The sequence below is a fragment of the Lysinibacillus zambalensis genome, from assembly GCF_040183165.1.
GTDB lineage: Bacteria > Bacillota > Bacilli > Bacillales_A > Planococcaceae > Lysinibacillus > Lysinibacillus zambalensis.
Genome location: NZ_JBEGDG010000004.1, coordinates 258,802 through 284,316 on the forward strand (window position 1 = coordinate 258,802; position 25,515 = coordinate 284,316).

Here is a 25,515-nt window from a genome sequence, read left to right on the forward strand (position 1 = left end):
GGTTTAAATGTAATACGGATATAAACAGAATAATTAGCGTGGAGGTAAGTTAGAACTCGATCGTTGTTAATCCGAAGTCATCGCTATTTAACGAAGAAAATATATTTGTAGCACTTAACTGCTATTTGGTTAAATGCAATTATTCACATGTAATAAGTAAGTTCACACTAAACTATTTTTAATGCTTTCTCTCCCCACAACGATTCTTTTATAAAATTAGAATAATTTATATAAAAAACGGAAAGAATTGGTGTAAAAATGTTGGGGTTGATAGGTATGCAATTTGATAAAGAAAAAGAAGTTTACTGCTACAGCTGCCGTAAAAAAACTGTATTTACACGTAAAGATATGAATAATAAAAGTGGGGTAGACAGTCATTGTAGTGAATGTTCTGGTATTTGGTTTGAATGGCAAAATCGAGCGGTGGAGAGAGAAATGGAAAAGTGGATTGAATATAATAAAGGGCTCGCAAATTAGAATAAGGCTAGTTTTCCTCGTTCGAATAAGAATAAGTATTGCTAATCTCATTACTAATAGTTTATATATATTTTAGATAGATAGTAAAGAAGCAAAAGAGTCAGTTTGGAATTGAAAGTACTTCTTGTGAAAATAGCTCATGCCTAGGAAGCAAGAGCTTTTTTTAGTCTTTATTTATTTGTCGAAATTGTGAAAATGACAAATTTAACTTGAACACTTTATGAACATTTTGATAAAATCCGTAGCACTTCTAAATGAAATATAACAAAATGATAATGTATTTATTATATTTAGTACTATTTCTCTATGTGTTTTAAGGAAAAACATACTCGACTAATATACCTTTTATCATGTTTATTTACAGTTTGCTTATTAGTACATTAGTAGCTATTATACCAATAGAAACACAATTTCAAAATAAGGAGATTAGTAATATGAACATTAAATTCACAAAATTAGGTAAGAGTAAAAAAGGGATAAGTGCTGCATTATTAGCAGCAGGAATCATGGGGATTGCAATGGCACCAAATGCATCTGCCCATGGGTTTGTTGAAAAACCAGCTAGCCGTGCTGCTTTATGTAGCCAAAGTTATGGCGCGCTTAACTTGAGTTGTGGAAGGGTTATGTATGAGCCACAGAGCTTAGAGGCAAAAAAAGGATTTCCACAAGGTGGACCAGTTGATGGTAAAATTGCATCTGCAGGAGGTCAGTTTGATGGCATCCTAGATCAACAAACTGCAACTCGCTGGTTTAAGAATATGATTACAGGGGGACCGAATACCTTTACATGGAAGTACACTGCATCACATTTAACAAGCAAATGGCACTATTATATTACGAAAAAAGGATGGGATCCTAATAAGCCATTAACCCGTGCTGATCTTGAGCCAATTGGAACTGTTGAACATAACGGTACTGAAGCATCAACTAATTTAACGCATACAATTAACGTACCAACTGATCGTAGTGGCTACCACGTTATTTTAGCTGTTTGGGATGTAGCGAATACTGCAAATGCTTTCTATAATGTCATTGATGTTAATTTGATGAATAATGTGGAAATAGATAAGGAAGCTCCATCTCAAGCAACTGGATTACAAGCAACGAAAGTTACTTCTAACAGCGCTGAGCTAAAATGGAATCCTTCTACAGACAATGTAGGTGTAAAAGAATATCAAGTATTACGTGATGGTAAAGTAGTTGGAAATGTGGTGGGAACTACATTCACAGATAAAAATTTAAAAGCAGAAACAAAATATACATATACAGTAAAGGCAGTGGATGCAGCTGGAAATGTTTCTAAAGAAAGTGAGTCTACAGTTGTAGAGACAATGAAAGCAACTCTAGATACAGAAGCACCTACTCAACCAACTGCATTGCATACGATGGGAGTTACATCATCAAGTGTAGACTTAATGTGGAGCGCATCAGAGGATAATGTAGCAGTTGACCATTATGTTATCTATAGAGGGACATCGGAAGGACAAATGACTGTAGTTGGAACATCGAAAACTACATCCTTTATGGACAAGAATCTTCAATCAAATACAGCTTATAAGTATGCGGTCACAGCCGTTGATGCAGCTGGAAATGAATCTATTAAAAGTTCTATTTTCACTGTAACTACAAAAGAGCAAGGGTCGTCTTATGAGCAATGGAGCCCAAGTAAGGCGTACACAAAAGGTGATAAAGTAGAGCACCAAGGTAAAGTATATGAAGCGGTTCAAAGCTATCAAGGATATGGAGATCCGAATTGGATTTTCGCATTGTCTTTATGGAAAGAAGTTAAATAAAAAGTAAAGTCCTAAAAAGTCTTGCTTATGCAAGGCTTTTTTCAAATTTAGTTAAAGACTTTAATAATCCAAATGTCTAAGAAACGAGAGAAGAGAAATCTTATAAAAAGAGATATAATATAATAGGAAGAAACTCAAGATAGAAAGATGGATTTTAAAATGAATGAACAATTAGTAGATTGGATTACACGTTTTCAAAAGGAGAAAGATATAGAAGCTCTCGCAAACTTAAAAGACTATTGCTACTATATGATTGAACCTTTAATTGAGGAGTTTACGGAGAAATACGGTGAAGATGCTGGGGAGTTATTACGGTTAAAATGGGATAAACGTTTTTATTTTATTTTTACAAAGTATCAATTAAATGTTGGGCTGCCTTTAGATTCTTTCGTTAAAAATACGTACCGTTTTTATTTTATGCAGGTTTTAAAGAAGGCTGGCTATTGAACTAAATAGTAGGGAGTATTTCAAATTTGAACATGGCTCCATAAAAAAATCCTTGTCTCATGTTAAAAGCGAGACAAGGATTTTTGTGTTTTATCATGCTCTTAGGCGGAAGATTAACTGCCTGTAAAAGCCTGCTTGGTGAAGACTATTCATCAGTAGGGGATGAAGAAAACGCCTACTGATGAAAATTTCACTTTATTGATACATCAAATCTTCTGCAAGGTGGGTAAATACTTCACCGATAATAGAGTCTTCGTCGTAAACGGAAGAACCTGTATTTTCCTCAGGTTGCGCAAATGGAATTTGAGCGATGATACTTGTCTGAAGCTCATCTGCTAATTTTTCTGCGCCACCTTGACCGAATAAATAGTTCTTTTCACCATTTGAATTTTCGAAATAAGCCATGTTTTCAACAACACCAAGAATTGTGTGTTTCGTATGTTGAGCCATCAGACCTGCACGAGAAGCAACATGAGAAGCTGCAAGGTGTGGTGTTGTGACAATGATTTCCTGTGCTTGTGGAATCATTGCTGCCATGTCAATGGCTACATCTCCTGTACCAGGTGGTAAATCGATGAGGAGATAATCTAATTCATCCCAATGTGTATTAACAAGGAAATTACGAATCCATTTGTTGAGCATTGGACCACGCCACATGACAGGTTGGTTTTCGTTTGTGAAAAAACCCATCGACATGATTTTTACACCATGGCTTATTACTGGAATAGCTGTTTGGTCAAGCATTGTTGGCTTTTGATGGATCTTCATCATAGCTGGAATACTAAATCCATAGATGTCTGCATCTAAAATACCAACACGTTTGCCAAGACGGGCAAGGGCTACTGCTAAGTTAATCGTCACAGTAGACTTACCGACGCCCCCTTTACCACTAGTAATTGCAATAAATTTGACACCGGAATCGGGTAGAAGCATTGTAGGCATACCCTTATCCGTAACTTTTTCTGATTTTAAAGAAGCTGTTAAACTTCGACGTTCTTCATCAGTCATAGAACCAAATGTAATGGAGATTTTTGATGCACCGATCTCTTTCAACGCTTCTTCAACATCTTGTTGGATTTTTGCTTTTAAAGGACAACCTTGAATAGTCAAAATAATATCTAGTGAGATATCCGTACCGTTAACTTGAATATTACGTACCATATTCAAGTCAACGATGCTTTTATGAAGTTCTGGGTCATCAACTTTCTGCAAAGTTTTTAAAATGTGCTCGTTCGTTAGCATATAACCATCCTCCTATTTTAGGCCTTTGCCTAGCCCTTTTAAGAAGTGAGCGCCAAAATTTACAGCACGATTAACATCAGGATCGTTAAGCATTTTGAACAGCTTAAAGGCACTAACTTTTTCATCAGATTCAACAGCTTTGTTCGCTTCATCTAAGCCAGAATTTAAGCCTTCAATTAGCTTTGTTGTTGTTTCTGGGTTCAGTTCGGTTAATGCTCCCGCAACACCCATTAAGTTGTTGATGATATTCGTAACAGGCTTACGAGTTAATTGACCAAGAGCAATATGGGTAACCTCTTCTTTTGCTTCTAGTAGTTTCGTAGCTGCTTCTAGTGCTCCGATATCATTTAGTTCTGCCATGATCGTAAAGACCTGGTTAACCATTTCTTCATTCTCAGAAAGAAGTTGCTTTAAATTCTCTAACTTTTCTTCCTTTAGTTGTTCTTCTGTTACTTGCGCTTTTTTAATTGTCGTAATTGGTGCTGCCATGAAATCACTCCCTTTCGTTAGTTGTTAAGTGAACGTAGCCAGGACGATTCCATTTGCGTTCTACCTCAACACCATTTTGTGGATGACGTTTTTTATAACGCGGGTTTGTTCTAGGAAGTGGAGATTTTCCTTTTTGTTTCAATACTTCTACGCGTACTTTTGTTTGTTTGTACGCTGGTGTCGATGTATTGATATCTCCTGCTGGGCCCGTTAAGAAATTAATCGCCGAATCTTTGCTAACAGAGTTCATAGGTAAGAAAAGTTCATTTCCTTGTACGCGATCTGTTACTAGGGCATTTAATTTTAATGCGCCTTGAGGAGACACTAAACGAAGAAGAGCTCCATCTTCAATGCCGCGTTCTTTTGCTAGTTCTGGTGATACTTCAACAAAAATTTCAGGTACTTTCGATTGAATACCTTTTGATTTATTTGTCATATTTCCTTCATGGAAGTGTTCAAGCATACGACCGTTGTTAATATGGCAATCATATTGCGCTTCATATTCAACCGGTCTGATCCAATCATTTAAAGCAAAGCGAGCTTTTTTGTCAGGGAAGTTAAAGCCATCTTCATATAGTAAAGGTGTGTCTTTACCATCATGGCTACCCCAACAGAAGCTACCCCAATTTTCTAATACATCATAGTTCGCTTGCGAGAAGAATGGAGCAAGACTAGCCATTTCAGCAAAGATTTCACTTGGGTGACTGTAATTCCAATCAGCACCTAGGCGACGGGCTACTAATTGAAGGATTTCCCAATCGGCTTTTGATTCACCAAGTGTTGGTAATACTTGATATAGTCGTTGTACACGACGCTCTGTATTCGTGAAAGTACCTTCTTTTTCAAGAGAAGGTGCTGCTGGTAAAATAACATCCGCATATTGTGCTGTACGTGAAAGGAAGCAATCTTGTACAACAAAGAAGTCTAATTGTGAAAGTACTTTATCTACATGGTTAGCATCGCAATCTACAAGTGCCATATCTTCCCCAACTAAATACATTGCTTTCATTTTACCTTCCATGATAGCATCTAACATTGCCATATTCGTACGACCTGGTTCAGGTTTGATTTTCACGCCATATGCTTCTTCAAATTTCTTACGTGCTTCGTCGTCTATTACTTTTTGATTACCTGGTAATAGATTTGGTAGTGTACCCATATCACAAGCACCTTGAACATTGTTGTGACCACGAAGAGGGTAGGCACCTGCACCTGGACGACGATAGTTACCAGTAGCTAGAAGTAGGTTAGAGATTGCAGCTGATGTATATGAGCCACCTGTATTTTGTGTAACACCCATACCCCAAAGTACACATGTACCGTCAGCATCACGAATCATTTCAGCAACATTTATCAACGTTTCTTTTGAAATGCCCGTTTCTTTTTCTGCATATTCTAGTGTGTATGTTTCAAGTACATCTTTAAAATCATCAAAGAAGTGCACGTTCTCTTTAATGAAGGCTTCATCGTGCCAACCTTGATCGATCATATATTTTGTAACGGCCATTAACCATACTTGGTCTGTTCCTTGTTTTGGGCGCATGAAAATATCAGAACGCTCAGCCATTTCATGTTTACGAACGTCGGCAACAATTAATTTTTGACCGTGTAACTTATGGGCACGTTTTACACGAGTAGCTAAAACAGGGTGACCTTCTGCAGGGTTTGCCCCAACAATAATAACAAGGCCAGCTTTTGCGATATCTTTGATCGTGCCAGCGTCGCCACCTATACCAACTGTGCGTAGTAGGCCATCTGTAGCTGGAGATTGACAATAGCGTGAGCAGTTATCAACGTCGTTTGTTTCGAATAATTGACGAGCCATTTTTTGAATTAAGTAGTTTTCTTCGTTTGTAATTTTTGAAGAAGAAATAAAGCCGACAGAACCAGAACCGTGTTCTTTTTGAATGCCACCTAGTTTAGTAGCAATTAAGTCAAGAGCTTCATCCCATGAAGATTCTACAAATGCATCATTTTTACGAATCAATGGTTTTGTAATTCGTTCTTCAGAGTTGATGAAGTCCCAACCGAATTTTCCTTTTACACAAGTAGAAATAGCATTTACAGGACCTTCAGAAGGCTGCACTTTTAAAATTTTGCGGTCTTTTGTCCACACTTCGAACGAACAACCTACTCCACAGAAAGTACAAACTGTTTTTGTTTTCTTCGTACGTTTACTACGCATAGCAGCTTCGACTTCAGAAACAGCGAAGATACCGCTATAGCCAGGCTCGACTTCTTTAATTAAACTAATCATCGGATCTAATGTTTCTTGCTTCAGTCCAGTCATAAAACCAGCTTCACCAAGCATTGATTTTTCCATTAATGCGTTACATGGACAAACGGTAACACATTGTCCACAGCCTACACATGAAGAATCGTTAATGGCAACGCCTTCATCCCAAACTACTTTTGGTCTTTCAGCTTCCCAGTCAAGAGATAATGTTTCGTTAACTTGTAAGTTTTGACAAACCTCTACACACTGTCCACATGCGATACATTGGTTTGGATCATATCGATAAAATGGGTGCGACATGTCTACTTCGTGAGGTTCAACTTTTGGTTGATAAGGATATTTTTGATGTTCAATTTCCATTAATTCTGCTGTGTTATGTAATGTACAATTGCCGTTGTTATTATCACAAACTGTACAATACAGCAGATGGTTTTCTAGTAGACGATCCATCGCTTCTGTTTGTGCAGCTTTCGCTTTATCAGAAGTAAGTTGGATATCCATGCCGTCTATAGCTTTTGTTGAACAGGAGCGAACTAACTGTCCGTTTACTTCAACGATACATGTATCACAGGTTTTGATAGGGTCAACAGATGGTACATGACAAATTTGTGGGTGGGCGATGCCATTTTGATTAATGGTATCAAGTATTGTAGCTCCCTCTGCTACATCATACGATTGGCCATTAATGTTAATTTTAGTCAAGGTGATTTCCTCCTTTTGTTCTTTGAGACTTTTTTGGCAACAGGTTAATACTGGGGATATACCGAGAATAGGACTACGAGTTTTTTATGTTGAATGTCTTGTTCATTTAAAAAAATGGTCTTGTTATAATGTCATTTCCCGATTTATCCATTTTCTACATTAAAATAGATGTAGGAACATGTATTACGAGTTGTCAATGTTGATATTGCTGAAAAATAAAAAAATCCACCATGAAAAGGCACGTTAAAACATGCTGATTAGTCATGGTGGATAAAATTCTTAACAGGCCTTGCTAAAAATTCAATCTACTTTTATTTTTTATTCAATATAACTATAGAATATAAATATTAAAACCACCATGCCAAAAGTTCAAACCTATTTGTATAAAACCATGACATAAGAATCAAAATACTTTCATTCCATACATAATATCACTTATTATAGCCTTTTCAGCTAAAATGGACAATAATTATAATAAAAATTATTGATTGAGAATAATTATCATTGAATATTTTCTCTTTAATTTTTATTTAAGTTGCTATATTATTAACAAACTATAAGGGTGACCCCCATGAACATAGGATAAAAAGATTAATTACGTTGGGAGAATCGTTAAAATGTCAAAAAAAGTGCATGAATTCAACGACATTATTCGAAAACTACGCAAAGATATATTTGGAAAAGGACCGGAGCGTATTCATACGGTTTTCATCGAGAATATGGCCGTGTCAACTTTATATGGTAATATCACACCGACAGAAAAGTTTATTGCGAGTACACCTGAAGGGTTAAAAATGGTCCATGCTGCACGTACTAGGATGATTCAAGATTTGTATACTAAATCACCTCCAGAAGGCATGGAAGAATTGATGGGCACTAAGTTACTCCATTTATTTTCAGATATCAAAATTGAAGAAGATTTTGCTATTTCCGTATTTGTTTTTGAAAATAATATTAGTGAATAAAGGGGATGCCATATGGAACGAGCAGTAGTAAGAGACATAATACGTGTTGAAGGTAATCAAATCAAAGAAGTAAAAGATACTGTTGTCACAGAATATGCTGTTACAGTGAAGATTAATGAGCAAGAATTTGTGACGATGGTTTGCACACCAGAGTATGTAGAAGATATGGTTATTGGCTATTTGGCTTCTGAACGAATTATTCGTAATTACGATGATATTGAAGAAATTTGGCACCAAGAAAAAGAAGGCTTTGTGCATGTTAAAACAAAGCGTGTGAATCCTTACTTTCAACAAATTCAAAATAAACGTTACATAACTTCTTGTTGTGGCATGAGCCGCCAAGGTTTTGTTTTTGCTAATGATGCATTAGTAGCAAAAACAATGGAAGGTATTCATGTGCGTATTACAACAGATGATTGTTTTCGTTTAATGCGCGATATGCAAGATTTGGCTGAAATCTTCAAACAAACTGGTGGTGTTCATAATGCAGCACTATGTGATACGAATGGAGTTTTATTAAGCCGAATGGATATTGGGCGCCATAATGCCTTAGATAAAATTTATGGTTATTGCCTAAAAAACAATATTAGCATTCAGGACAAAATTATCGTGTTTAGCGGAAGGATTTCATCAGAAATTTTACTTAAAGTATCGAAAATTGGCTGTGAAATTGTTTTGTCTAAATCTGCTCCTACAGAATTGGCATTGCAATTGGCAGAGCAACTCGGTATTACGACGGTAGGCTTTATTCGCCAAAATACACTTAATATTTATACACATAAGGAACGTATTCATTTACCTCCAAATGAGTTAGAGCCCCCGGAAACAATTACGCCAAGGCGAAATTGATCAAAATGAAAGGAAGAGATTAAAATTACTAATCTAAGAGACCAACTACAAAGACCATTAAGAGATTTAAGGATATCAGTAACAGACCGTTGTAATTTTCGTTGTCAATATTGCATGCCTGCAGAAGTATTTGGTCCTGATTATGCTTTTTTACCGTCCGATAAAATATTGAGTTTTGAAGAAATCGAACGATTAGTAAAGATTTTCGTTTCATTAGGTGTGAAAAAAGTGCGTATTACTGGTGGTGAGCCTTTACTACGTCGTGATCTGCCAAAATTAATTGAACGTATACATCGCATAGTTGGAGTAGAGGATATTGCTTTAACGACTAATGGCACATTGTTGAAAAAATATGCAAATGAATTGGCGAGAGCTGGTTTATCACGAGTAGCTATTAGCTTAGATTCTCTAAACGAGGAACGTTTTTTCGAGATGAACGGTCATCGCGGAAAAGTGAAAGCGGTATTAGAAGGTATAGAAAAAGCGGCAGAAGCAGGTTTACAAGTTAAGATCAATATGGTTGTTCAAAAAGGAAAAAATGACCAAGATATCGTTGCGATGGCAGAATATTTTAAAGAGAAACAGCATATTCTTCGCTTTATTGAATATATGGATGTCGGTAATTCAAATGGTTGGCGGCTAGATGACGTTCTGTCGAAGAAAGAAATCGTTGACCAAGTCCATCAATTTTCTCCACTCCATCCTGTCGACCCTAATTATAAAGGGGAAGTAGCTACACGTTATCAATATGAGGATGCCAAGGGTGAAATTGGCGTGATATCATCTGTAACAGATTCTTTCTGCTCAACTTGTTCGCGTGCCCGTATTTCGGCAGAAGGAACTTTATATACGTGTTTATTTGCAACAGAGGGAACGAGTTTACGAGAATTGTTAAGGTCTGGGGAAGATGATGAAACTATCACCCAATACATTTCGGATGTTTGGGAAAATAGAAAAGATCGCTATTCCGATGAACGAAACGAACAGACGATGGAAAAACGGAGAAACTCAAAAATTGAAATGTCACACATCGGTGGTTAGACGAAATAGAGTGGTATTAGTTGGTACTAGCTTGTTAGTATTAGTGGCTTATAGTTAAAGAGCAGAAAAAAACGGCACAATGCCGGATTTTTTCTGTTTATTTATGCACAAAGTCACCACTTTTTCCGCCTGTTTTTTGAACAAGGTAAGTTTCTTTAATGACCATAGACTTGTCGACTGCTTTACACATATCATAAAAAGTCAGTGCAGCAATAGATACAGCAGTTAGTGCTTCCATTTCAACACCTGTTTTACCACTACATTTCACTGTAGCTTGAATGTGTAGTTCGTAACCAACATCTGCTTTTGTATAGTCAAATTGAAGGTCGGTTCCTTGTAACATAATCGGATGGCACATTGGGATAATATCAGCCGTTTTTTTAGCACCTATAATCCCAGCAATTTGTGCCACTTGAGTTGGGTCGCCTTTTTTTATGCCTCCTTGTTGGATGGCTTCATAAACCTCATCAGATAACGTGATTTTACTGCGAGCGATCGCTGTACGGTTTGTGCTTGTTTTTTCTGAAATGTCGACCATTTTAGGACGACCTTCTTCATTCCAGTGTGTAAAATTACTCATTATTAGATTTCCTTTCAAATGTTTGTAGCCAATCTTGTTGTGAATTGATATTGATAAATGTTGAGCTGTCGTCTTCAAAGAGAACATAACACACTTGAAGTTGCTCTAACAAGGCTTTCATACTTCGCTTGTTTTGGTGAACTAATTGATGTGCTTTTGGTAAAGCACTGCGTCGATATAAAGCAGCAAGAGGTTGTAATCTCGAAGCTTGTTTAGGAACAATAGCCTCATAACGATCATCGATAAATGTTAGCATAGTTTGGACAAATTCTGCATTAATAAAAGGCATATCACTTGCTATTACGAAAAACCACTCTACTTCTGGGAAGTTTGTCATGATATGATGCAAAGCAAATAGAGGTCCTTGATGAGGCTGTTTTTCGATGCTCCATTGGACATCTTCTTCTACAAACTTCGATTGCAAGCTAGCATTCGTAGCAATAATTAAAGGATGTAGTTGATTTTTTTTGAAGGCTATGAGACTTTGCTTATATAAAGGCAGACCAGCAAATAATTCAAACATTTTCGGTTGACCATACCGAGAAGATTGACCGCCAGCTAAGACAACACCAGCTATTTTCATATGCGATTCAACTCACCGACAAAATGTTGCACAGTAGGAAGAATCAGTTTTGTCATGGCAAGTGTCACGGCATTCGTGGAACCTGGTAGCACATAGATAGCCGTTTTATCGAGACTACCTGCTGTTGCACGACTAAACATAGCTTTTGGGCCGATTTCTTCATAGCTTAGTGTTCGAAATAACTCACCAAATCCCATCATTTCTTTTTCGAAAAGAGGGAGAATCGTGTCATAAGTTTGGTCTCTAGGTGTAAACCCTGTTCCACCTGTTACGATAATGGTATTAATGGTAGAATCAGCGCACCATTTTTGTACATGGTTTGAGATTTCAAGTGGTTCATCTTTTGATATTTGATAGTCTGCTAATTCAAATGAAGCTTCTTGAAGCAATGTTTGTATACGCTGACCACCATGATCATCCGCCTTCGTGCGTGTGTCACTTACTGTTAAAATGGCAGCTCGTATAGGAAATTGACTATGTGTAGGATGCAAGATAAAAGGCCTCCTTTTTAAAGAGTTGATATTGTTTTTGCTGAAAAACATTGCTTTTATTATAAAGCTATAAATGAAAAGGTCAAACTAAAATTCATAGAAAGAAAGGCAAAAACGTTTATGCATAATAGATATTCTAGACAACAATTATTCAGCCCAATCGGAGAACAAGGGCAGTTATTACTAAAACAAAAGCATGTCCTAATGATAGGAGTTGGTGCTTTAGGAAGTGCTAGCGCAGAGGCTCTAGTAAGGGCAGGCATCGGAAAATTGACGATTATTGATCGTGATTATGTAGAGTGGAGTAATCTACAAAGACAACAACTATATACTGAGCAAGATGCACAAGAAAAAGTCCCTAAAGTCATCGCTGCAAAAAAAAGACTACAAAGCATTAACTCTGAGGTAGAAATCAACGAATATATAGTTGATGCGTGCACAGAGCAATTAATTTCACTGCTTGAAGACGTAGATATGATGGTAGACGCAACGGATAACTTTGATATTCGCTTTATGATGAACGATCTTGCACAAAAATATCAAATTCCTTGGGTTTATGGTTCTTGTATTGGCAGTTATGGCGCTACTTATACGATTGTACCAGGTAAAACACCTTGTTTACATTGTTTGCTAGCAGCGATACCCAATACGGGAATGACATGCGATACAGTAGGAATTATCAGTCCGACTGTTCAAATCGTAGCAGCTTATCAAGTAGCTGAGGTATTAAAGTATTTAGTAGGCAATGAAGAAGCATTACGAAAAAGTTATTTAACTTTTGATGTTTGGCAAAATCAACACTATGAAATAAACGTTGAAAAAATTCGTAATCATGATTGCCCATCTTGTGGGAAAAATCCGACTTATCCGTATTTGTCATATGAAAATCAAACAAAATTAAATGTATTATGTGGTCGGGATGCTATTCAAATACGTCCACCTAAACCGCTTCACTATAATTTGGATCAGCTCGCTATCCAACTTCGTCCTTATGGTGATATTCAACAAAATCCCTATTTATTATCTTGCCAAGCAGAAGATTATCGACTAGTGATTTTCCAAGATGGACGAGTTGTTATTCACGGTGTAAAAGATATGCAAAAGGCTAAAACCATTTATTATCGTTTATTCGGATAAAGGAGTGTTCTAAAATGTTAGAAAAAAGAAAACCAATTGCTGTTGCGGAAGCTGTTCAACGTGTCATGCAGTTTGCATTCCAAGAAAAAGTAGAAACCGTATCACTACAGCAAGCACACGGACGTTTTTTAGCAGAAGATATTGCTGCAGACCAAGATGTACCAGCCTTTGATCGCTCACCATATGATGGTTATGCTATTCGCTCGGTCGATAGTCAGGAAGCCTGTTCAGAAAATCCAGTAACCTTTAAAGTAGTGGGGGAAATTGGTGCTGGCTATGTATTTGAGGGCTTAGTAGGTGATCGAGAAGCGGTACGCATTATGACAGGAGCTCCTATCCCTCGCGGATGTGATGCAGTCGTTATGCTAGAATTAACGCAAACTTTTGAAGAAGACGATCAACGCTATATGTCAATTAAACGCTCTTATGAAGCAGGAACAAATATTTCCTATAAGGGTGAGGACGTTCAAAAAGGCGCAATCCTTATTGAAAAAGGGCAATACATCAATCCGGGCGTTGTCGCATTACTTGCTACTTTTGGTTATGATCAAGTTCCTGTTTTTCGAAAACCAATCGTAGGCGTTATTGCAACAGGAAGTGAATTGCTAGAACCAAGTGATGCATTACAGCCAGGGAAAATTCGTAATAGTAATGCCTATATGATAATGGCTCAAATTGAACGTGCTGGGGCAACCGTCAAATATTTTGGTAAATTTAGCGATGAGTTAAATTTATGTATTCAAGCTGTGGAAAAAGCTCTTCAGGAAGTAGATATATTGATTACAACAGGAGGGGTATCAGTAGGTGATTACGATTACTTACCTGCCATTTATGAAGCCATTGAAGCACAAGTACTGTTTAATAAAGTGGCGATGCGACCAGGTAGTGTAACAACTGTTGCGGCTCGAAATGGTCAATTATTATTTGGACTTTCAGGTAATCCATCAGCTTGCTATGTTGGGTTTGAACTATTTACAAGACCTATTATTCGAACAGCATTCGGTAATAAGCAACCACATTTACGAAGAGAACAGGCTGTTTTAGGTGCGGACTTTAAAAAACCGAATCCGTTTACTCGTTTTGTACGTGCTAATGCTTCGTTCGAAAACGGTCAATTAGTTGCAGTTCCTTCTGGTTTTGATAAATCTAGTGCGGTTTCTTCTTTAGCGGAAGCTAATGCCTTTATTGTATTACCAGGTGGATCACGTGGATACGAAAAAGGAATGCAAGTGGTTGTCTTAATGTTAGAAGATTTGCAGGGAAGTGAGTGGCCATGGGACAACATCGAAAAATCCTACAAATCGTAGGCTATCAAAATAGTGGTAAGACGACGTTAATGGAACAGCTCATTACACAAGCCACAACAGAGGGTTTTCGTGTAGGAACAATCAAGCACCATGGACATGGTGGTATCCCTATGATCGAAAGTTCAAAAGATAGTGTTTGTCATGAGAAGGCTGGTGCAAGTGTCACAGCAGTTGAGGGAGAAGGTACTTTGCGCATGAGTATTCACCAAAGTAACTGGCAGCTTGCTGATATACTAGCTATTTATGAAACATTTAATATGGATATCATTTTCATAGAAGGCTATAAAAATGAAGACTTTCCGAAGGTTGTTCTTTTGCGCCAGGCGGAAGATGAATCTTTGCTACAAAAAGTAAGCAATATCATCTGTGTTCTTTATTGGCCGACATATCCACTAAATAAACCTTTAGATTATCCAACTTTTTCAATTCAGGATAAAGCGCAATATATGGAATTTTTAACTTCTTTCATCAGAAGTCTCCCACCTTTATAGTGATGAGATAAAGGTGGATTTAAGTTATTTTTTAACGGGTAACCATACACCTGCTTAAATATAGGAACTCAGTTTAAGAACGCCACGTCCTGTGGCAACGACTGAGTGACCAACATCACGTTGGCCCAAAGCCTCCGGCGGATGTCACAGAATCGGAAAGGAGTGCTTAGGGGATGTTAGCCTAAAATCATCGCATTCATGCGATAACGGCTAACTGACCAGCTTCGTGCAGGCCTAAGCACAAAGCCGATTCCGGACGCAATTATGCCGAGGCATAATTGATTACATGAAATGAGGAGAAATTCATGACTATACCGTTGTTTGATATCGTTGATAAACCGATTGATGTTGAAGAAGTTAGACAAAAAGTTACAGATCGAAATGCTGGTGCAATCACTGTTTTCATCGGAACAGTACGTGAAATGACGAAAGGCAAGAAAACACTGCATTTGGAATATCAAGCCTATCCATCTATGGCTATTAAAATGTTTGAACAAATATCTAAAGAAATACAAGAGCAATGGCCAGAAGCGAAAATAGCCATTACACATCGTGTTGGCCATTTAGAAATTTCGGATATTGCCGTAGTCATTGCGGTTTCATCACCACATCGTAAAATAGCCTATGAAGCAAATGAATATGCTATTGATCGTATAAAACAAATTGTGCCAATTTGGAAAAAAGAGTATTGGGAAGATGGGACCGAATGGATTGGTGATCAATTAGAAAATGTCCCTCATCCAAAAGGAAATCCATCAATCAGTGAGGAGGAATCTTGTGATTAACATATTATTATTTGCTCACTTACAAGAAAGTATAGGCGAGTCAAAATTATGTGTAGACCTGTCAGATAGAACAATTGGACAAATTAAAGAATGGATGAAAATACAATATCCACTAGTTTCTTTACAGCATGTTATGACAGCGGTAAATGAGGAATTCGCAACAGATGCAACGGTTGTAAAAAAAGGGGATACAGTCGCGTTTATTCCACCCATTAGTGGAGGATAAAAAGAAAAGATGTAGTTGGTCCAGTTTAGTGAACCGACTACATCTTTTATCATATTGATCCAGAAAAAGCTCGTCAGTAGGGGAAGACACTCTACTGGATAAAGTTTTACTTTATGCCTTTATGAGATGAACGCTCAGAAGCATAAGGAAGGAAATGCCTATCATACAAATCACCCACGACCAAGCAAGTGACATGTTACCTGAACCAATCGCCATGTAAATAGCAAGTGGCGTCGTTTGCGTTTTGCCTGGGAGGTTACCAGCAAACATTAAGGTTGCACCGAATTCACCTAAAGCTCGTGTGAAACTTAAAATTCCACCTGAGACAATTGATTTTAATGCAAGAGGGATAGAAATAAAGAAAAAGACTTGCCATTCTTTTGCACCATCAACACGTGCAGCGTTCTCAATGTCCTCATCAACAGATTCAAAGCCGGTCTTTGCTGATTGATACATTAAAGGAAATGCAACAACAGTAGAGGCTATGACTGCCGCCCACCATGTGAACATAACGGGTTGGTTAAAAAACCATGTAATTAAGTTACCTAGCACACTGTTTTTACCAAAAATAATAATTAGAAGAAACCCTATTACAGTAGGGGGCAATACTAGTGGTAAAAGTAACACTGTTTCTAGAAATAATTTTCCTTTGAAATTACGTTTTGCCATCCATTTACCAAATAGAATACCAGTTACTATCACAATTATTCCTGACACAAGAGCTATTTCGACAGAAAGTTTTAGAGGTGACCAGAAATCAGTACTCATCTATTAATGAGTCCCTTGAAACCCATATTTTTTAAATACTTTCATCGCTTCATCACTTTGTAAATAGTGATAAAAATCTTCCGCTTCTTTTGCATGCTTACTATCTTTGATAACACCTACAGGATAAATAATAGGTGTATGCATATCTTCTTTGGCTGTAGCAACGACATCGACTTTTTCTGATACAAGAGCATCTGTTTTATAAACTAGACCTGCATCGACATTTTCAGTTTCTGTATATGTAAGAACTTGTCGTACGTCTTTTGTATACACTACTTTTGATTCTACATGTTCCAGAAGATTCATGTTTTTCAATGTTTCTATACCGTACTTGCCAGCAGGAACCGTTTCTGGTGTACCAATGGCTATCTTATCGGCTTTCGTTAAGTCTTCAAATGATTGAATCGGTTTTTCATTTTTCTTAGGAACAATTAATACTAATTCGTTCGTTAAAAGATCTGTTCCTTGTTTTTTATTGATTAAATCTTCTTGAACTAGCTCATCAAATTTATCTTCGGCTGCTGAAAAGAAAAGATCAACAGGAGCACCTTCTAAAATTTGTTGTTGTAAAGCACCAGAGCCACCAAAGTTAAATGTAATTTTAATAGCATCGTGCTCATTTTCATAGGCTTTTTGAAGCTCTTCTAACGATTCTTGTAAACTAGCTGCTGCGGAAATCGTTAATTCAACAGGTTCTTTTGTTTTATTGTTGCTTTCTTGGTTACCGCAGCCTGCTAAAATGCCGACCAGTAGTAGCAATGAAGCTATCAAACTATAAAACTTTTTCACTTTGTTTATACTCCTTTTATAACTCGTTATAACAAGACATAACTAATTATAATTAGTTATGTCTAAAAAAGGAATACCAAATCGTTAGAAACATTCAAGATATTAATAATATGGTTCATCACCAAAAGTTGTGGATGAGTTTTGTTAAACGTTATACTATGTAAATAAGTTGATCTTCGTTCCGGCTGGGCGACTCCTTGGGGATTAGTAATAAAGGAACGAAGGCTAAAACCATAACATCCTGTGATAACGCCTTCGTGACCAACATCGTGCTGCGAAGCGGCAGCAACGAAGCGTCCAGTCGCAACGGAAATCAACCACACGTTTTGGTAATGGTTCAAAAATATTATAATTACGTTATTTTAGAATCAATAGAATCATAAGGGGAGATTTTTTACATGTCACATGAACATTCCTATACGATTGAAGAGGTTGCTCAATTATTAAAGGTTTCAAAATTAACGATCTACGATTTAGTGAAAAAGGGAGATTTACCTGTTTTTCGTGTAGGTCGACAAATGCGCGTAGATAGAACCGATTTACAATTATATATACAAAAGAGCAAGTCAGGAGCAACTACTACCTCGACTATTCCTTCTACAAACAAAAAAGTTATTATTAGCGGACAAGACTTAGCTTTAGACTTATTAGGAAAATATATAGAGAAAAAACAATCCAATAAAGTATTGCGCTCTCATGAAGGTAGCTTTAATGGTGTTATGGCGCTATATAATGGGGAAAGTGATATTGCTAGTTTACATTTGTACGATGGTGATACAGGGGATTATAATACACCTTATTTGAAAAAGATTTTTGTAAGTCACTCTTATATTCTTATCAATCTGATTTCACGCCGAGCAGGTTTCTATGTAAAAAAAGGAAATCCATTGCAAATTCAATCAATCGATGATTTTAAGACTAAATCACTAAAATTGATGAATCGTGAAAAAGGTTCAGGTGCTCGTACTTTCTTAGATGAGCAATTACGTATTCATCACATATCACCATCCTCTATTGAAGGGTATAACGAGGAAGAAATGAGCCATATCGATGTAGCTTCTGCTGTCGCAAACGGAAATGCAGACATTGGAATAGGCATTGAAAAAATATCAAAACTCATAGATGTAGACTTTATACCACTTGTTAGAGAACGGTATGATATTGTCCTATTAAAAACTCCCGAAAACCAACTGCTGATTGAAACGGTAAAAGAGATTTTAAATTCACCAGATTTCCAATCAGAAGTAGTCGCCTTAGGAGATTATGATGTCAGTCAAATGGGACAAGTAATATATGAAACTCTTTAATAATGAAAAAAACTTGCCGATAAGGCAAGTTTTTTTACATTGATCGGAATAGCTATAATAATACTTCTGTTTCTGCATCAAAAAATAGTAGGTGTTGAGGCTGGAGAGAAAGTGTTTCTCCGATTTTAAAGCTATGTTGGCCACTCCATTTAATCGTCCATGTTTGATCTGCCAATCGAACAATGATATGCGTTTCATGTCCTAGCTGTTCAATATTTACTATAGGAAGATGCAAAACGTCTCCTTTTTGGAGATGCTCTGGCCGAACGCAGACTGATAATGGTGTATGTTGAGGTAAACGTGCATAAACATCGGTTGGAAGCTTCATATAAAATTGATTTTCAATAATGAGCGTAGAATCTTCTAAAACTGCACTTGCCATGTTTATAGCTGGAGAGCCTATAAAGCTTGCGACAAATAAATTTTTTGGTTGATTATACAATTCTAGAGGTGTTCCAATTTGCTGAATACATCCTTTATGTAAAACCATTATTCGATCCCCCATGGTCATTGCTTCTGTTTGATCGTGGGTTACATAAATAGTTGTTAAGCCCAATTTTTTTTGTAGTTGTTTGATTTCTGTCCGCATTTGTGTTCGTAATTGTGCATCTAAATTGGATAAAGGCTCATCCATCAGGCACAGTGGAGATTGGCTAACGATAGCACGTGCAAGAGCAACACGTTGACGTTGACCTCCGGATAAAGCTTTTGGTTTTCGATGTAAATAATCTGTCAGCTTTAACAATTCAACACTTTCTTGCAAACGTTTCTGCTGCTCTTGTTTATGAACACCTTTTCTTTTTAAACCAAATAAAATATTTTGCTCCACTGTTAGATGTGGGTATAGTGCGTAATTTTGGAAAACCATTGATAAATTTCGTTCTTGAGGGGGAGCCATATCTAATGTTTCCCCATTTATTTGTATGGTGCCAGTCGTCATTTTATCTAAGCCAGCAATAAGGCGCAGAAGTGTACTTTTACCTGAACCAGACGGGCCTACTAATACAAAGAATTCACCTTTTTCAACCGTTATGTTAATATCTTTTAATACAGGTGGCTGGGCATTGTATGCTTTTTCGACATGCATTAGCTTAATAAAACTCATTTGTTAAACCTCATTTCAAATGATAACTAAAACAAAAGTCATTGTAACATATTCTTGTGGCACACATTATGATAGAGATGTTAAAGCAGTACAAAATCTTAAAAAGAAGCTAAGTAGTTCAATGAGGAATCAGCATTCATTAATCTAGGTGATTCAACGCTCGCGCTGAACGTCTTCAAAGGTGTTAAATGGCAACTTCAATGCGTTTGTTGAACTGATTTTTGTATCGTAGTAAGTTGGTTTGAGAATAGATTTTAAAAAAATTAGCTTTTGCACTAGACAAATACGTTTTTTTTATATATAGTATAATTAATAAAATCGTTTTCAAGAGAACAATAAATTCACATATTACAAAGAGTAATCGTGTTTTATTTGATGCTTTTTGTAATATGTGAATTTTCTTTTGGTAATATGATTTTAATTAATACAATTAATGGAGGTCATTCAAATGACACAAGGTACAGTAAAATGGTTTAACTCAGAAAAAGGTTTCGGTTTCATCGAAGTAGAAGGTGGAAATGACGTATTCGCTCACTTCTCAGCTATCCAAGGTGACGGCTTCAAAACTCTTGAAGAAGGTCAAAAAGTTGAATTTTCAGTAGAAGAAGGTCAACGTGGACCTCAAGCTACAAACATCGTAAAACTTTAATTTTAATGATGTAACCATAAAAAAGGCATCCTTTCAGTAGGGTGCCTTTTTTTTATGCATAAAAGGAAGTGATGGAAAGTGGAAAAGTGGGGTAGTACTACCTATTTTTATTCCATCTCAAAATTCAACTCATCGAACATTAATTTAATTTCTTTCCTATTAACGGAAAAAGAATGCACAAAATAGTAATTAAATTTAACTAAAAATGTAACTTAATTCCTGTTTAATCGTATACAAAGTAATAGGGGGTATAAAATTTAGGGGGAGAGTTTATATGCGTAGTAAAAATTTAATTATTATGATAGTGGCATTTATTGTAGAAGTTTTAATTTCGTATTTTATTGCTTCATTTTTCTCCGTAAGGTTTATCGAGATAATGTTTTTCACTGGTATAGCTTTTGCTGGGGGCAGTTTTTACTTTTCGAGTAGTGGTGGAGCTATGACTAGGTTATTTACATCTCAAGTTAGTGGGCAAACAGGCATAATTCAGAAAAGGGAAAAGTTCACTTATCAACTAGGTCCGATATTTATTACGTCAGTTATATTCTTTTTAATTGGTTTAGTACTCTTTCTCTTATTAGTTTGGGGAATAATTCCTCCTGTGGAAGTTTGAAATACTTATAAAATTGCTGTAGACAAAGTAATGTATAGCTTTGTCTACAGCAATTTTAATGATTAATCGCTTAGCATTGCTTTTAATGTTCGTTTTTGCCAGCCTAGCTTGAAGTATGCGTATTGTAATACAAAATGCACACAGAAGGCAGCAGGGTAAGCTAACCAAACACCATTAAGCTCGAATGTAGTGTAGTGCGATAAAACAAACGCTAATGGCACCTCGACTACCCAAATCGCGATAACTAGGAAAATTGTAGGCCATAAGACAACACCTGTAGCTCGCATTGTAGCCGAAACTGTTTGTGTATGGCCAAAAATTAAATAGCTCCAAAATGCAATATATAGATAATTCTTTGCAATCAGTACCGTATTCTGTTGATCAATAAAGAAAGATAAAATAGGCTCCGCAAATAAATACATAAATAAAATAATCGTGCCACCTAAAATATAGTTAATCAGCACACCTAGTTGACGAATTTTTTTAATCATTTCTGTAGAGTTAGCTCCTAAAGCTTGCGCTACAAATACAGATGTCGCAATCGCGATACTCATCGCAGGCACCTGTGCATAGCTAGCCACTTGATTGACAACACCGTAAGCGGCAGTAGCATTGGAGCCGTAAACATTAACGAAGCCTATTACAGCAATTTCTGCTACAGAGATTGCAACCATACTAATGCTTGCTGGAATGGCTAACTTTAATAATGAAGCTAAAATATCCTTCTTTAATGTAAAATGCTGTAATATCGATTTGTCTAGGCGCAAAATATGCTTTGTTCTATGCAAGTAGGCAAATAATAATAACATCGTTACTAGATTGGATAAAACAGAGGCATAAGCAGCACCGTTTAAGCCAAATTCAGGTAGACCAAGCCAACCAAAAACTAATGGTGGTAGGAATGCAATATTTAAAATAACGCTTATAACTAAAAATAGAAAAGGTGTTTTAGAGTCACCTACACCACGCATAAAGGTAGTGTACACCATATACCAAAACATAATCGGTAGGGTGAAAAATAAAATTTGAGCATAGCTAATACTCATATCTAAAATGTTTGCAGGTGTTTGCATAAAACGTAAAATCCATTCAATGAAAAAGCCACCAAAAATTGCGACGACAATTGATATAATCGTCGTGAAGGCTAGTGTTACCCCAACAACTTCCTTCATCTTCTCATGATTGCCTGCCCCATATGTTTGCCCTACTAAAATCGAGCTACCAGAGCCAATCCCAATAGCAAATGCCATTAAAAAGAAGAAGAATGGGAAAAATGCTGAAATCGCCGCTAGCGCATCAACTCCTAAATTACGTCCAACTATAAACATGCCAAAGACTTGCCCTAAAGATTGCAGCACATTCGCTAGCATTACAGGTATTAGAAAATTAAAAAAAGCTTTCTGTAGCTTTTTATCATCATGTAAAATTTGTTGGTCCATTTTTATGCCCTCTTGGGTTTTAATAACCCATTTCTTTTTAAATATGTGATAGCTTGCGCAGGTGTTGGTCAATTAGCCCACCATCCGCACTTAAAACTTGATTAGAGATCTTAATATTCGTTCGTTTTCTGTACATGACTTCCGCTGTCATTGCATCCCCTATAAGCCAAAAACGGGGTTTCATCATAAAAATGTTCGTAGCGATAAGCTTCCTTATGCTTGCCTTTAATGTATAGTTATTTTCATCAATTTCAACCCCTTGGAAAATATTTAAATTTAGTTTAGTAAATGTACCACCAGAAAAAAATGAAGTCAATATTAGTGTGGGAATTTTTTCGTATTGTTACATAATGAGGCGTAAATGGTCTTTAAAGGGTTCGTTGCGGTTATAGAGTAGAGCGAATTTATGGAATTGATTAATGTGGTAAATAATTTATATAATGGTAAAAGTAAGTGATAATTGATACTCAAATAAAAGGGGTATCCTCTATAATAATTAATGAAGGAGGTAAATAGAATGATGATCCCATCTACAAATAATAATTACATAAATACAATAAAAAAAGATGAACTAAATGGACTATCTCCAAATTTATTTTTAGATAAAAATAAACAGAGTAAAGCGAAATATGAAATTAAAAAAGAAGATGGTTATATTCGTCATTATGTCACAAATTTAAACGGTGAAAGAGTAATGATTAAAGAAATCAAATTACCAAAGGGACAAGACACAGAACAAAGCGCAGGCGAGATGCTCGATGTTTTAATAGAAAACTTATTAAAACAATTTACAAAAATAGTAGATCATCAAAATGCTACTAAATTATTTAAAACAGGATTAGCTGGTCAAAATGCCAAAGAAAAGTTAATAGTATCTTATCAAAATTCAATCTAGGTATGCTTGAAGAAAAATAATATTTAAAGGGTAATGTAGGTGATCATTTATGCAATTTAAAAAGCGTTTAGGTTTATATTTCTCAGCTTTATTAATCGTATTACTTGTTGGAATTGTTTTGAAAGATGTATTCCTAAAAGAAACAACAGTTAACCCATTAGTAGAAAATGAAGATGGAACAAAACAGCTTGCTTTTGATGCAAAGTTAACACGATTAGACGAATCAACAACAACATTTAAAGAATACAAGGGAAAGGTCTTAATCGTTAACTTTTGGGCATCTTGGTGTGGACCTTGTCAAGAAGAGGCTTCTGAATTTAGGGATTTTTATAATAACAAATCTGAAAATGTTGAGCTGTTAGCGATTAATACAACTTCTGTTGATAGTATTGAAAATGCTATTGAATTTCAAGAGTCATACAATTTGAATTTCCCTATATTTCTTGATTTAGATGGTACACTTCAAAAATCATTTGGAGTAGTGGCATATCCAACAACTTTTATTTTCGATTCTAAAGGTATATTAAAGAACAAGATAAAGGGATCGATGAATCAAAAACAATTAAATGATTATATTGATAAACTCTAATAATTTGTAAATTAATCACTTCCTTTACGATGGGAGCATTTATATGTTGGCGTCATTTTTAAGGAAATTATTAACGCAAGAAAGAGGAGGATTATTATGTATCAGACATTAAGTGGTTTTTTTAAGTCTTGGGAGTTTGAAGCCGATTGTACACAGAAGTTATTGAATAATCTAACTGATGAATCACTTAAGCAGGAAATAACGTCTGAAAATTGGACTTTAGGACGTATTGCTTGGCATACGGTCACTGCAATTCACATTATTACTTCGAATACAAGTTTAACATTTGATGCTCCAACTAAAGATTATCCTGTTCCTACTTCAGCGCAATTTATTGCAAATAGCTATTCTCAAGCTAATAATGCGTTTATGCAAGCGGTAAAAACAAATTGGACTGATCAAACCCTTCACGAGCACATTCAATTTTTCGGTCAAGACATGCAAATTGGTACACTTTTAATGTTCTTGATTCAACATCAGAATCACCATCGGGGACAAATGACGGTTCTTATGCGACAGGCGGGGTTAACTGTCCCCGGCATTTATGGTCCGGCTAAAGAGGAATGGGCAAATTTCGGTATGGACGCTCCGGAAATGTAAAATGAAATAAATGAGGATGAGGGACCAGAGCATTAAAACATGGAAGTGTATAAGGTAAGTAAAAGGACTTGTTGATAAATCATAAAAACAAGTCCTTTTTTTATCATGTTAAATACTGTCGTGAGCTTTGTCTTTCATTGTTATTACCTTTAGTAGATTCTTCTTCTGGATAAATAAAATAACTAAGGCTTGTATTGTCATTGCTAAGACAAGGAGAATGAAGTGTGAATTGTGGTACAAAATTATTGAAAGAAAATAAAATATTGGTGCAGACGAAAGGTACGAAATATATTGGTTTTTAGTTACTAAATAAATAATAGTTGAAATACAAGTTGTCACCAAAAGAAGTTCGAGTAAAATTCCGATTGAAGCACTATCAATATAATACTGTAAATCGTTTACATAGGACATATTAAAAAGATCCCCCTATATCTATAAAAATATTTAACTCAATTGTAACATATTAACAAATTCGATGTATAGCTAATAATAGGGGATATTAGGGTGATGGAAGAGCTATTGAGCTATTTAAAGCCGTGGATTTTACGTAATACGAAATCATTGGTAATTAATATAATTGCCTTCGAAGCGATAGCTATAATTACGCCAAGGCGAAATTGATACCAGTTGATTGGAGTGGAGACTGGACGACTCCTAGGGGGATCACAATCGAGGAACGAAGGCTAATAGCATCACGTCCTGTGATAACGCCTTCGTGACCAACATCCTGCCGCTGTCGCTACGTTAGCACTACGCTTTCGCGCAAAAAACATCCTGCCGCTGTCGCTACGTTAGTACTACGCTTTCGCGCAAAAAACATCCTGCCGCTGTCGCTACGTTAGCACTACGCTTTCGCGCAAAAAACATCCTGCCGCTGTCGCTACGTTAGCACTACGCTTTCGCGCAAAAAACATCCTGCC

Annotated in this window: 28 protein-coding genes; 17 read left to right on the forward strand and 11 right to left on the reverse strand. The window is 36.3% G+C overall.

All coding sequences use genetic code 11. The features are described 5' to 3' along the window. The first annotated feature begins 276 nt into the window (after positions 1 to 276). The 3 genes from ABNX05_RS08360 (at position 277) to ABNX05_RS08370 (ending at position 2,717) form a co-directional block, all read left to right on the forward strand. Positions 277 to 477, forward strand: coding sequence for a hypothetical protein (locus ABNX05_RS08360; protein WP_349659284.1), 201 nt, complete (start codon positions 277 to 279; stop codon positions 475 to 477). Between the two features lie 434 nt (positions 478 to 911). Further along, complete coding sequence (locus ABNX05_RS08365) at positions 912 to 2,270, forward strand: lytic polysaccharide monooxygenase (protein WP_349659285.1); 1,359 nt, start codon at positions 912 to 914, stop codon at positions 2,268 to 2,270. A 159-nt stretch (positions 2,271 to 2,429) separates the two neighbouring features. Next, positions 2,430 to 2,717 (forward strand): hypothetical protein, encoded by a 288-nt coding sequence (locus ABNX05_RS08370; protein ID WP_049667586.1) that lies wholly within the window; start codon positions 2,430 to 2,432, stop codon positions 2,715 to 2,717. 195 nt (positions 2,718 to 2,912) lie between these two features. Here ABNX05_RS08370 and ABNX05_RS08375 read toward each other — a convergent pair whose 3' ends face one another. From ABNX05_RS08375 to fdhF, 3 genes are read right to left on the reverse strand one after another with little or no spacing between them, the layout of a single operon-like run. Beyond that, entirely contained in the window at positions 2,913 to 3,959 is a 1,047-nt protein-coding gene (locus tag ABNX05_RS08375) for an Mrp/NBP35 family ATP-binding protein (protein ID WP_349659286.1), read from the reverse strand. A gap of 12 nt (positions 3,960 to 3,971) precedes the next feature. Then, a complete protein-coding gene (locus ABNX05_RS08380) occupies positions 3,972 to 4,448 on the reverse strand; it encodes a helical membrane plugin domain-containing protein (RefSeq protein WP_337989154.1) in 477 nt (158 codons plus the stop codon). A 4-nt stretch (positions 4,449 to 4,452) separates the two neighbouring features. Next, a complete protein-coding gene (gene fdhF / locus ABNX05_RS08385; RefSeq protein ID WP_349659287.1) occupies positions 4,453 to 7,386 on the reverse strand; it encodes a formate dehydrogenase subunit alpha in 2,934 nt (977 codons plus the stop codon). A gap of 617 nt (positions 7,387 to 8,003) precedes the next feature. Between fdhF and ABNX05_RS08390 the strand changes: the two genes are divergently transcribed. The 3 genes from ABNX05_RS08390 to moaA are packed head-to-tail and all read left to right on the forward strand — an operon-like array spanning position 8,004 to position 10,241. Continuing rightward, complete coding sequence (locus ABNX05_RS08390; RefSeq protein ID WP_079563076.1) at positions 8,004 to 8,351, forward strand: Na-translocating system protein MpsC family protein; 348 nt, start codon at positions 8,004 to 8,006, stop codon at positions 8,349 to 8,351. A gap of 12 nt (positions 8,352 to 8,363) precedes the next feature. Beyond that, positions 8,364 to 9,200: a formate dehydrogenase accessory sulfurtransferase FdhD gene (gene fdhD, locus ABNX05_RS08395; protein ID WP_349659288.1), complete on the forward strand. Its 837-nt coding sequence runs from the start codon at positions 8,364 to 8,366 to the stop codon at positions 9,198 to 9,200. 24 nt (positions 9,201 to 9,224) lie between these two features. After that, the gene (gene moaA / locus ABNX05_RS08400; protein WP_349659314.1) at positions 9,225 to 10,241 is read left to right on the forward strand and encodes a GTP 3',8-cyclase MoaA; all 1,017 of its coding nucleotides are present in this window, start codon (positions 9,225 to 9,227) and stop codon (positions 10,239 to 10,241) included. Positions 10,242 to 10,338: 97 nt separating this feature from the next. Here the strand turns inward: moaA and moaC are convergent, their stop codons facing one another. The 3 genes from moaC to ABNX05_RS08415 are packed head-to-tail and all read right to left on the reverse strand — an operon-like array spanning position 10,339 to position 11,895. After that, positions 10,339 to 10,821: a cyclic pyranopterin monophosphate synthase MoaC gene (gene moaC / locus ABNX05_RS08405; protein ID WP_349659289.1), complete on the reverse strand. Its 483-nt coding sequence runs from the start codon at positions 10,819 to 10,821 to the stop codon at positions 10,339 to 10,341. After that, positions 10,814 to 11,404: a molybdenum cofactor guanylyltransferase gene (locus ABNX05_RS08410; RefSeq protein ID WP_349659290.1), complete on the reverse strand. Its 591-nt coding sequence runs from the start codon at positions 11,402 to 11,404 to the stop codon at positions 10,814 to 10,816. The genes moaC and ABNX05_RS08410 overlap by 8 nt, the downstream gene beginning before the upstream one ends. After that, complete coding sequence (locus ABNX05_RS08415; protein ID WP_349659291.1) at positions 11,401 to 11,895, reverse strand: MogA/MoaB family molybdenum cofactor biosynthesis protein; 495 nt, start codon at positions 11,893 to 11,895, stop codon at positions 11,401 to 11,403. Before ABNX05_RS08415 ends, ABNX05_RS08410 begins: the two co-directional genes overlap by 4 nt. Positions 11,896 to 12,015: 120 nt before the next feature. Here ABNX05_RS08415 and ABNX05_RS08420 point away from each other — a divergent pair, with 120 nt between their 5' ends. From ABNX05_RS08420 to moaD, 5 genes are all read left to right on the forward strand, one after another. After that, positions 12,016 to 13,032 (forward strand): thiazole biosynthesis adenylyltransferase ThiF, encoded by a 1,017-nt coding sequence (locus ABNX05_RS08420; RefSeq protein ID WP_349659292.1) that lies wholly within the window; start codon positions 12,016 to 12,018, stop codon positions 13,030 to 13,032. 14 nt (positions 13,033 to 13,046) lie between these two features. Further along, positions 13,047 to 14,339: a molybdopterin molybdotransferase MoeA gene (locus tag ABNX05_RS08425; protein WP_349659293.1), complete on the forward strand. Its 1,293-nt coding sequence runs from the start codon at positions 13,047 to 13,049 to the stop codon at positions 14,337 to 14,339. After that, the gene (mobB, locus tag ABNX05_RS08430; protein WP_349659294.1) at positions 14,306 to 14,830 is read left to right on the forward strand and encodes a molybdopterin-guanine dinucleotide biosynthesis protein B; all 525 of its coding nucleotides are present in this window, start codon (positions 14,306 to 14,308) and stop codon (positions 14,828 to 14,830) included. Before ABNX05_RS08425 ends, mobB begins: the two co-directional genes overlap by 34 nt. A 305-nt stretch (positions 14,831 to 15,135) precedes the next feature. Beyond that, positions 15,136 to 15,615 (forward strand): molybdenum cofactor biosynthesis protein MoaE, encoded by a 480-nt coding sequence (locus tag ABNX05_RS08435; protein WP_349659295.1) that lies wholly within the window; start codon positions 15,136 to 15,138, stop codon positions 15,613 to 15,615. Next, positions 15,608 to 15,841 (forward strand): molybdopterin converting factor subunit 1, encoded by a 234-nt coding sequence (moaD, locus tag ABNX05_RS08440; protein ID WP_349659296.1) that lies wholly within the window; start codon positions 15,608 to 15,610, stop codon positions 15,839 to 15,841. Before ABNX05_RS08435 ends, moaD begins: the two co-directional genes overlap by 8 nt. A 111-nt stretch (positions 15,842 to 15,952) precedes the next feature. On the opposite strand, the gene modB is transcribed toward moaD, so the two are convergent. Both modB and modA read right to left on the reverse strand, forming a co-directional pair. Beyond that, entirely contained in the window at positions 15,953 to 16,609 is a 657-nt protein-coding gene (gene modB / locus ABNX05_RS08445) for a molybdate ABC transporter permease subunit (protein ID WP_349659297.1), read from the reverse strand. Between the two features lie 3 nt (positions 16,610 to 16,612). Continuing rightward, positions 16,613 to 17,398, reverse strand: coding sequence for a molybdate ABC transporter substrate-binding protein (gene modA, locus ABNX05_RS08450; protein WP_349659298.1), 786 nt, complete (start codon positions 17,396 to 17,398; stop codon positions 16,613 to 16,615). A gap of 398 nt (positions 17,399 to 17,796) precedes the next feature. Here modA and ABNX05_RS08455 point away from each other — a divergent pair, with 398 nt between their 5' ends. Continuing rightward, positions 17,797 to 18,705 carry a substrate-binding domain-containing protein gene (locus tag ABNX05_RS08455; RefSeq protein ID WP_349659299.1) on the forward strand — a complete coding sequence of 303 codons (909 nt, stop codon included), beginning with the start codon at positions 17,797 to 17,799 and terminating at the stop codon, positions 18,703 to 18,705. 52 nt (positions 18,706 to 18,757) lie between these two features. Here ABNX05_RS08455 and ABNX05_RS08460 read toward each other — a convergent pair whose 3' ends face one another. Then, positions 18,758 to 19,810 carry an ABC transporter ATP-binding protein gene (locus ABNX05_RS08460; protein WP_349659300.1) on the reverse strand — a complete coding sequence of 351 codons (1,053 nt, stop codon included), beginning with the start codon at positions 19,808 to 19,810 and terminating at the stop codon, positions 18,758 to 18,760. A 448-nt stretch (positions 19,811 to 20,258) separates the two neighbouring features. Here ABNX05_RS08460 and ABNX05_RS08465 point away from each other — a divergent pair, with 448 nt between their 5' ends. After that, entirely contained in the window at positions 20,259 to 20,459 is a 201-nt protein-coding gene (locus ABNX05_RS08465) for a cold-shock protein (protein WP_053484870.1), read from the forward strand. Between the two features lie 274 nt (positions 20,460 to 20,733). After that, positions 20,734 to 21,072 carry a hypothetical protein gene (locus tag ABNX05_RS08470; RefSeq protein ID WP_349659301.1) on the forward strand — a complete coding sequence of 113 codons (339 nt, stop codon included), beginning with the start codon at positions 20,734 to 20,736 and terminating at the stop codon, positions 21,070 to 21,072. Positions 21,073 to 21,134: 62 nt separating this feature from the next. On the opposite strand, the gene ABNX05_RS08475 is transcribed toward ABNX05_RS08470, so the two are convergent. Further along, positions 21,135 to 22,511, reverse strand: a complete 1,377-nt coding sequence (locus ABNX05_RS08475; protein ID WP_349659302.1) for an MATE family efflux transporter — start codon at positions 22,509 to 22,511, stop codon at positions 21,135 to 21,137. A gap of 517 nt (positions 22,512 to 23,028) precedes the next feature. Between ABNX05_RS08475 and ABNX05_RS08480 the strand changes: the two genes are divergently transcribed. The 3 genes from ABNX05_RS08480 (at position 23,029) to ABNX05_RS08490 (ending at position 24,595) form a co-directional block, all read left to right on the forward strand. Continuing rightward, positions 23,029 to 23,406, forward strand: a complete 378-nt coding sequence (locus tag ABNX05_RS08480; protein ID WP_349659303.1) for a hypothetical protein — start codon at positions 23,029 to 23,031, stop codon at positions 23,404 to 23,406. Positions 23,407 to 23,455: 49 nt separating this feature from the next. Further along, a complete protein-coding gene (locus ABNX05_RS08485) occupies positions 23,456 to 23,995 on the forward strand; it encodes a TlpA family protein disulfide reductase (protein ID WP_349659304.1) in 540 nt (179 codons plus the stop codon). Positions 23,996 to 24,091: 96 nt separating this feature from the next. Further along, complete coding sequence (locus ABNX05_RS08490; protein ID WP_349659305.1) at positions 24,092 to 24,595, forward strand: DinB family protein; 504 nt, start codon at positions 24,092 to 24,094, stop codon at positions 24,593 to 24,595. A 108-nt stretch (positions 24,596 to 24,703) separates the two neighbouring features. On the opposite strand, the gene ABNX05_RS08495 is transcribed toward ABNX05_RS08490, so the two are convergent. Then, positions 24,704 to 25,006: a hypothetical protein gene (locus ABNX05_RS08495; RefSeq protein WP_349659306.1), complete on the reverse strand. Its 303-nt coding sequence runs from the start codon at positions 25,004 to 25,006 to the stop codon at positions 24,704 to 24,706. Positions 25,007 to 25,515 lie beyond the last annotated feature (509 nt).

Excerpts from the sequence above, each read along its gene's own strand:
- ABNX05_RS08360 (WP_349659284.1), top strand. The coding sequence starts at position 277 with ATGCAATTTGATAAAGAAAAAGAAGTTTACTGCTACAGCTGCCGTAAA.
- ABNX05_RS08365 (WP_349659285.1), top strand. The coding sequence starts at position 912 with ATGAACATTAAATTCACAAAATTAGGTAAGAGTAAAAAAGGGATAAGT.
- ABNX05_RS08370 (WP_049667586.1), top strand. The coding sequence starts at position 2,430 with ATGAATGAACAATTAGTAGATTGGATTACACGTTTTCAAAAGGAGAAA.
- ABNX05_RS08375 (WP_349659286.1), bottom strand. The coding sequence starts at position 3,959 with ATGCTAACGAACGAGCACATTTTAAAAACTTTGCAGAAAGTTGATGAC.
- ABNX05_RS08380 (WP_337989154.1), bottom strand. The coding sequence starts at position 4,448 with ATGGCAGCACCAATTACGACAATTAAAAAAGCGCAAGTAACAGAAGAA.
- ABNX05_RS08390 (WP_079563076.1), top strand. The coding sequence starts at position 8,004 with ATGTCAAAAAAAGTGCATGAATTCAACGACATTATTCGAAAACTACGC.
- fdhD (WP_349659288.1), top strand. The coding sequence starts at position 8,364 with ATGGAACGAGCAGTAGTAAGAGACATAATACGTGTTGAAGGTAATCAA.
- moaC (WP_349659289.1), bottom strand. The coding sequence starts at position 10,821 with ATGAGTAATTTTACACACTGGAATGAAGAAGGTCGTCCTAAAATGGTC.
- ABNX05_RS08410 (WP_349659290.1), bottom strand. The coding sequence starts at position 11,404 with ATGAAAATAGCTGGTGTTGTCTTAGCTGGCGGTCAATCTTCTCGGTAT.
- ABNX05_RS08420 (WP_349659292.1), top strand. The coding sequence starts at position 12,016 with ATGCATAATAGATATTCTAGACAACAATTATTCAGCCCAATCGGAGAA.
- ABNX05_RS08425 (WP_349659293.1), top strand. The coding sequence starts at position 13,047 with ATGTTAGAAAAAAGAAAACCAATTGCTGTTGCGGAAGCTGTTCAACGT.
- mobB (WP_349659294.1), top strand. The coding sequence starts at position 14,306 with ATGGGACAACATCGAAAAATCCTACAAATCGTAGGCTATCAAAATAGT.
- ABNX05_RS08435 (WP_349659295.1), top strand. The coding sequence starts at position 15,136 with ATGACTATACCGTTGTTTGATATCGTTGATAAACCGATTGATGTTGAA.
- modB (WP_349659297.1), bottom strand. The coding sequence starts at position 16,609 with ATGAGTACTGATTTCTGGTCACCTCTAAAACTTTCTGTCGAAATAGCT.
- ABNX05_RS08455 (WP_349659299.1), top strand. The coding sequence starts at position 17,797 with ATGTCACATGAACATTCCTATACGATTGAAGAGGTTGCTCAATTATTA.
- ABNX05_RS08460 (WP_349659300.1), bottom strand. The coding sequence starts at position 19,810 with ATGAGTTTTATTAAGCTAATGCATGTCGAAAAAGCATACAATGCCCAG.
- ABNX05_RS08465 (WP_053484870.1), top strand. The coding sequence starts at position 20,259 with ATGACACAAGGTACAGTAAAATGGTTTAACTCAGAAAAAGGTTTCGGT.
- ABNX05_RS08470 (WP_349659301.1), top strand. The coding sequence starts at position 20,734 with ATGCGTAGTAAAAATTTAATTATTATGATAGTGGCATTTATTGTAGAA.
- ABNX05_RS08475 (WP_349659302.1), bottom strand. The coding sequence starts at position 22,511 with ATGGACCAACAAATTTTACATGATGATAAAAAGCTACAGAAAGCTTTT.
- ABNX05_RS08480 (WP_349659303.1), top strand. The coding sequence starts at position 23,029 with ATGATGATCCCATCTACAAATAATAATTACATAAATACAATAAAAAAA.
- ABNX05_RS08485 (WP_349659304.1), top strand. The coding sequence starts at position 23,456 with ATGCAATTTAAAAAGCGTTTAGGTTTATATTTCTCAGCTTTATTAATC.
- ABNX05_RS08490 (WP_349659305.1), top strand. The coding sequence starts at position 24,092 with ATGTATCAGACATTAAGTGGTTTTTTTAAGTCTTGGGAGTTTGAAGCC.
- ABNX05_RS08495 (WP_349659306.1), bottom strand. The coding sequence starts at position 25,006 with ATGTCCTATGTAAACGATTTACAGTATTATATTGATAGTGCTTCAATC.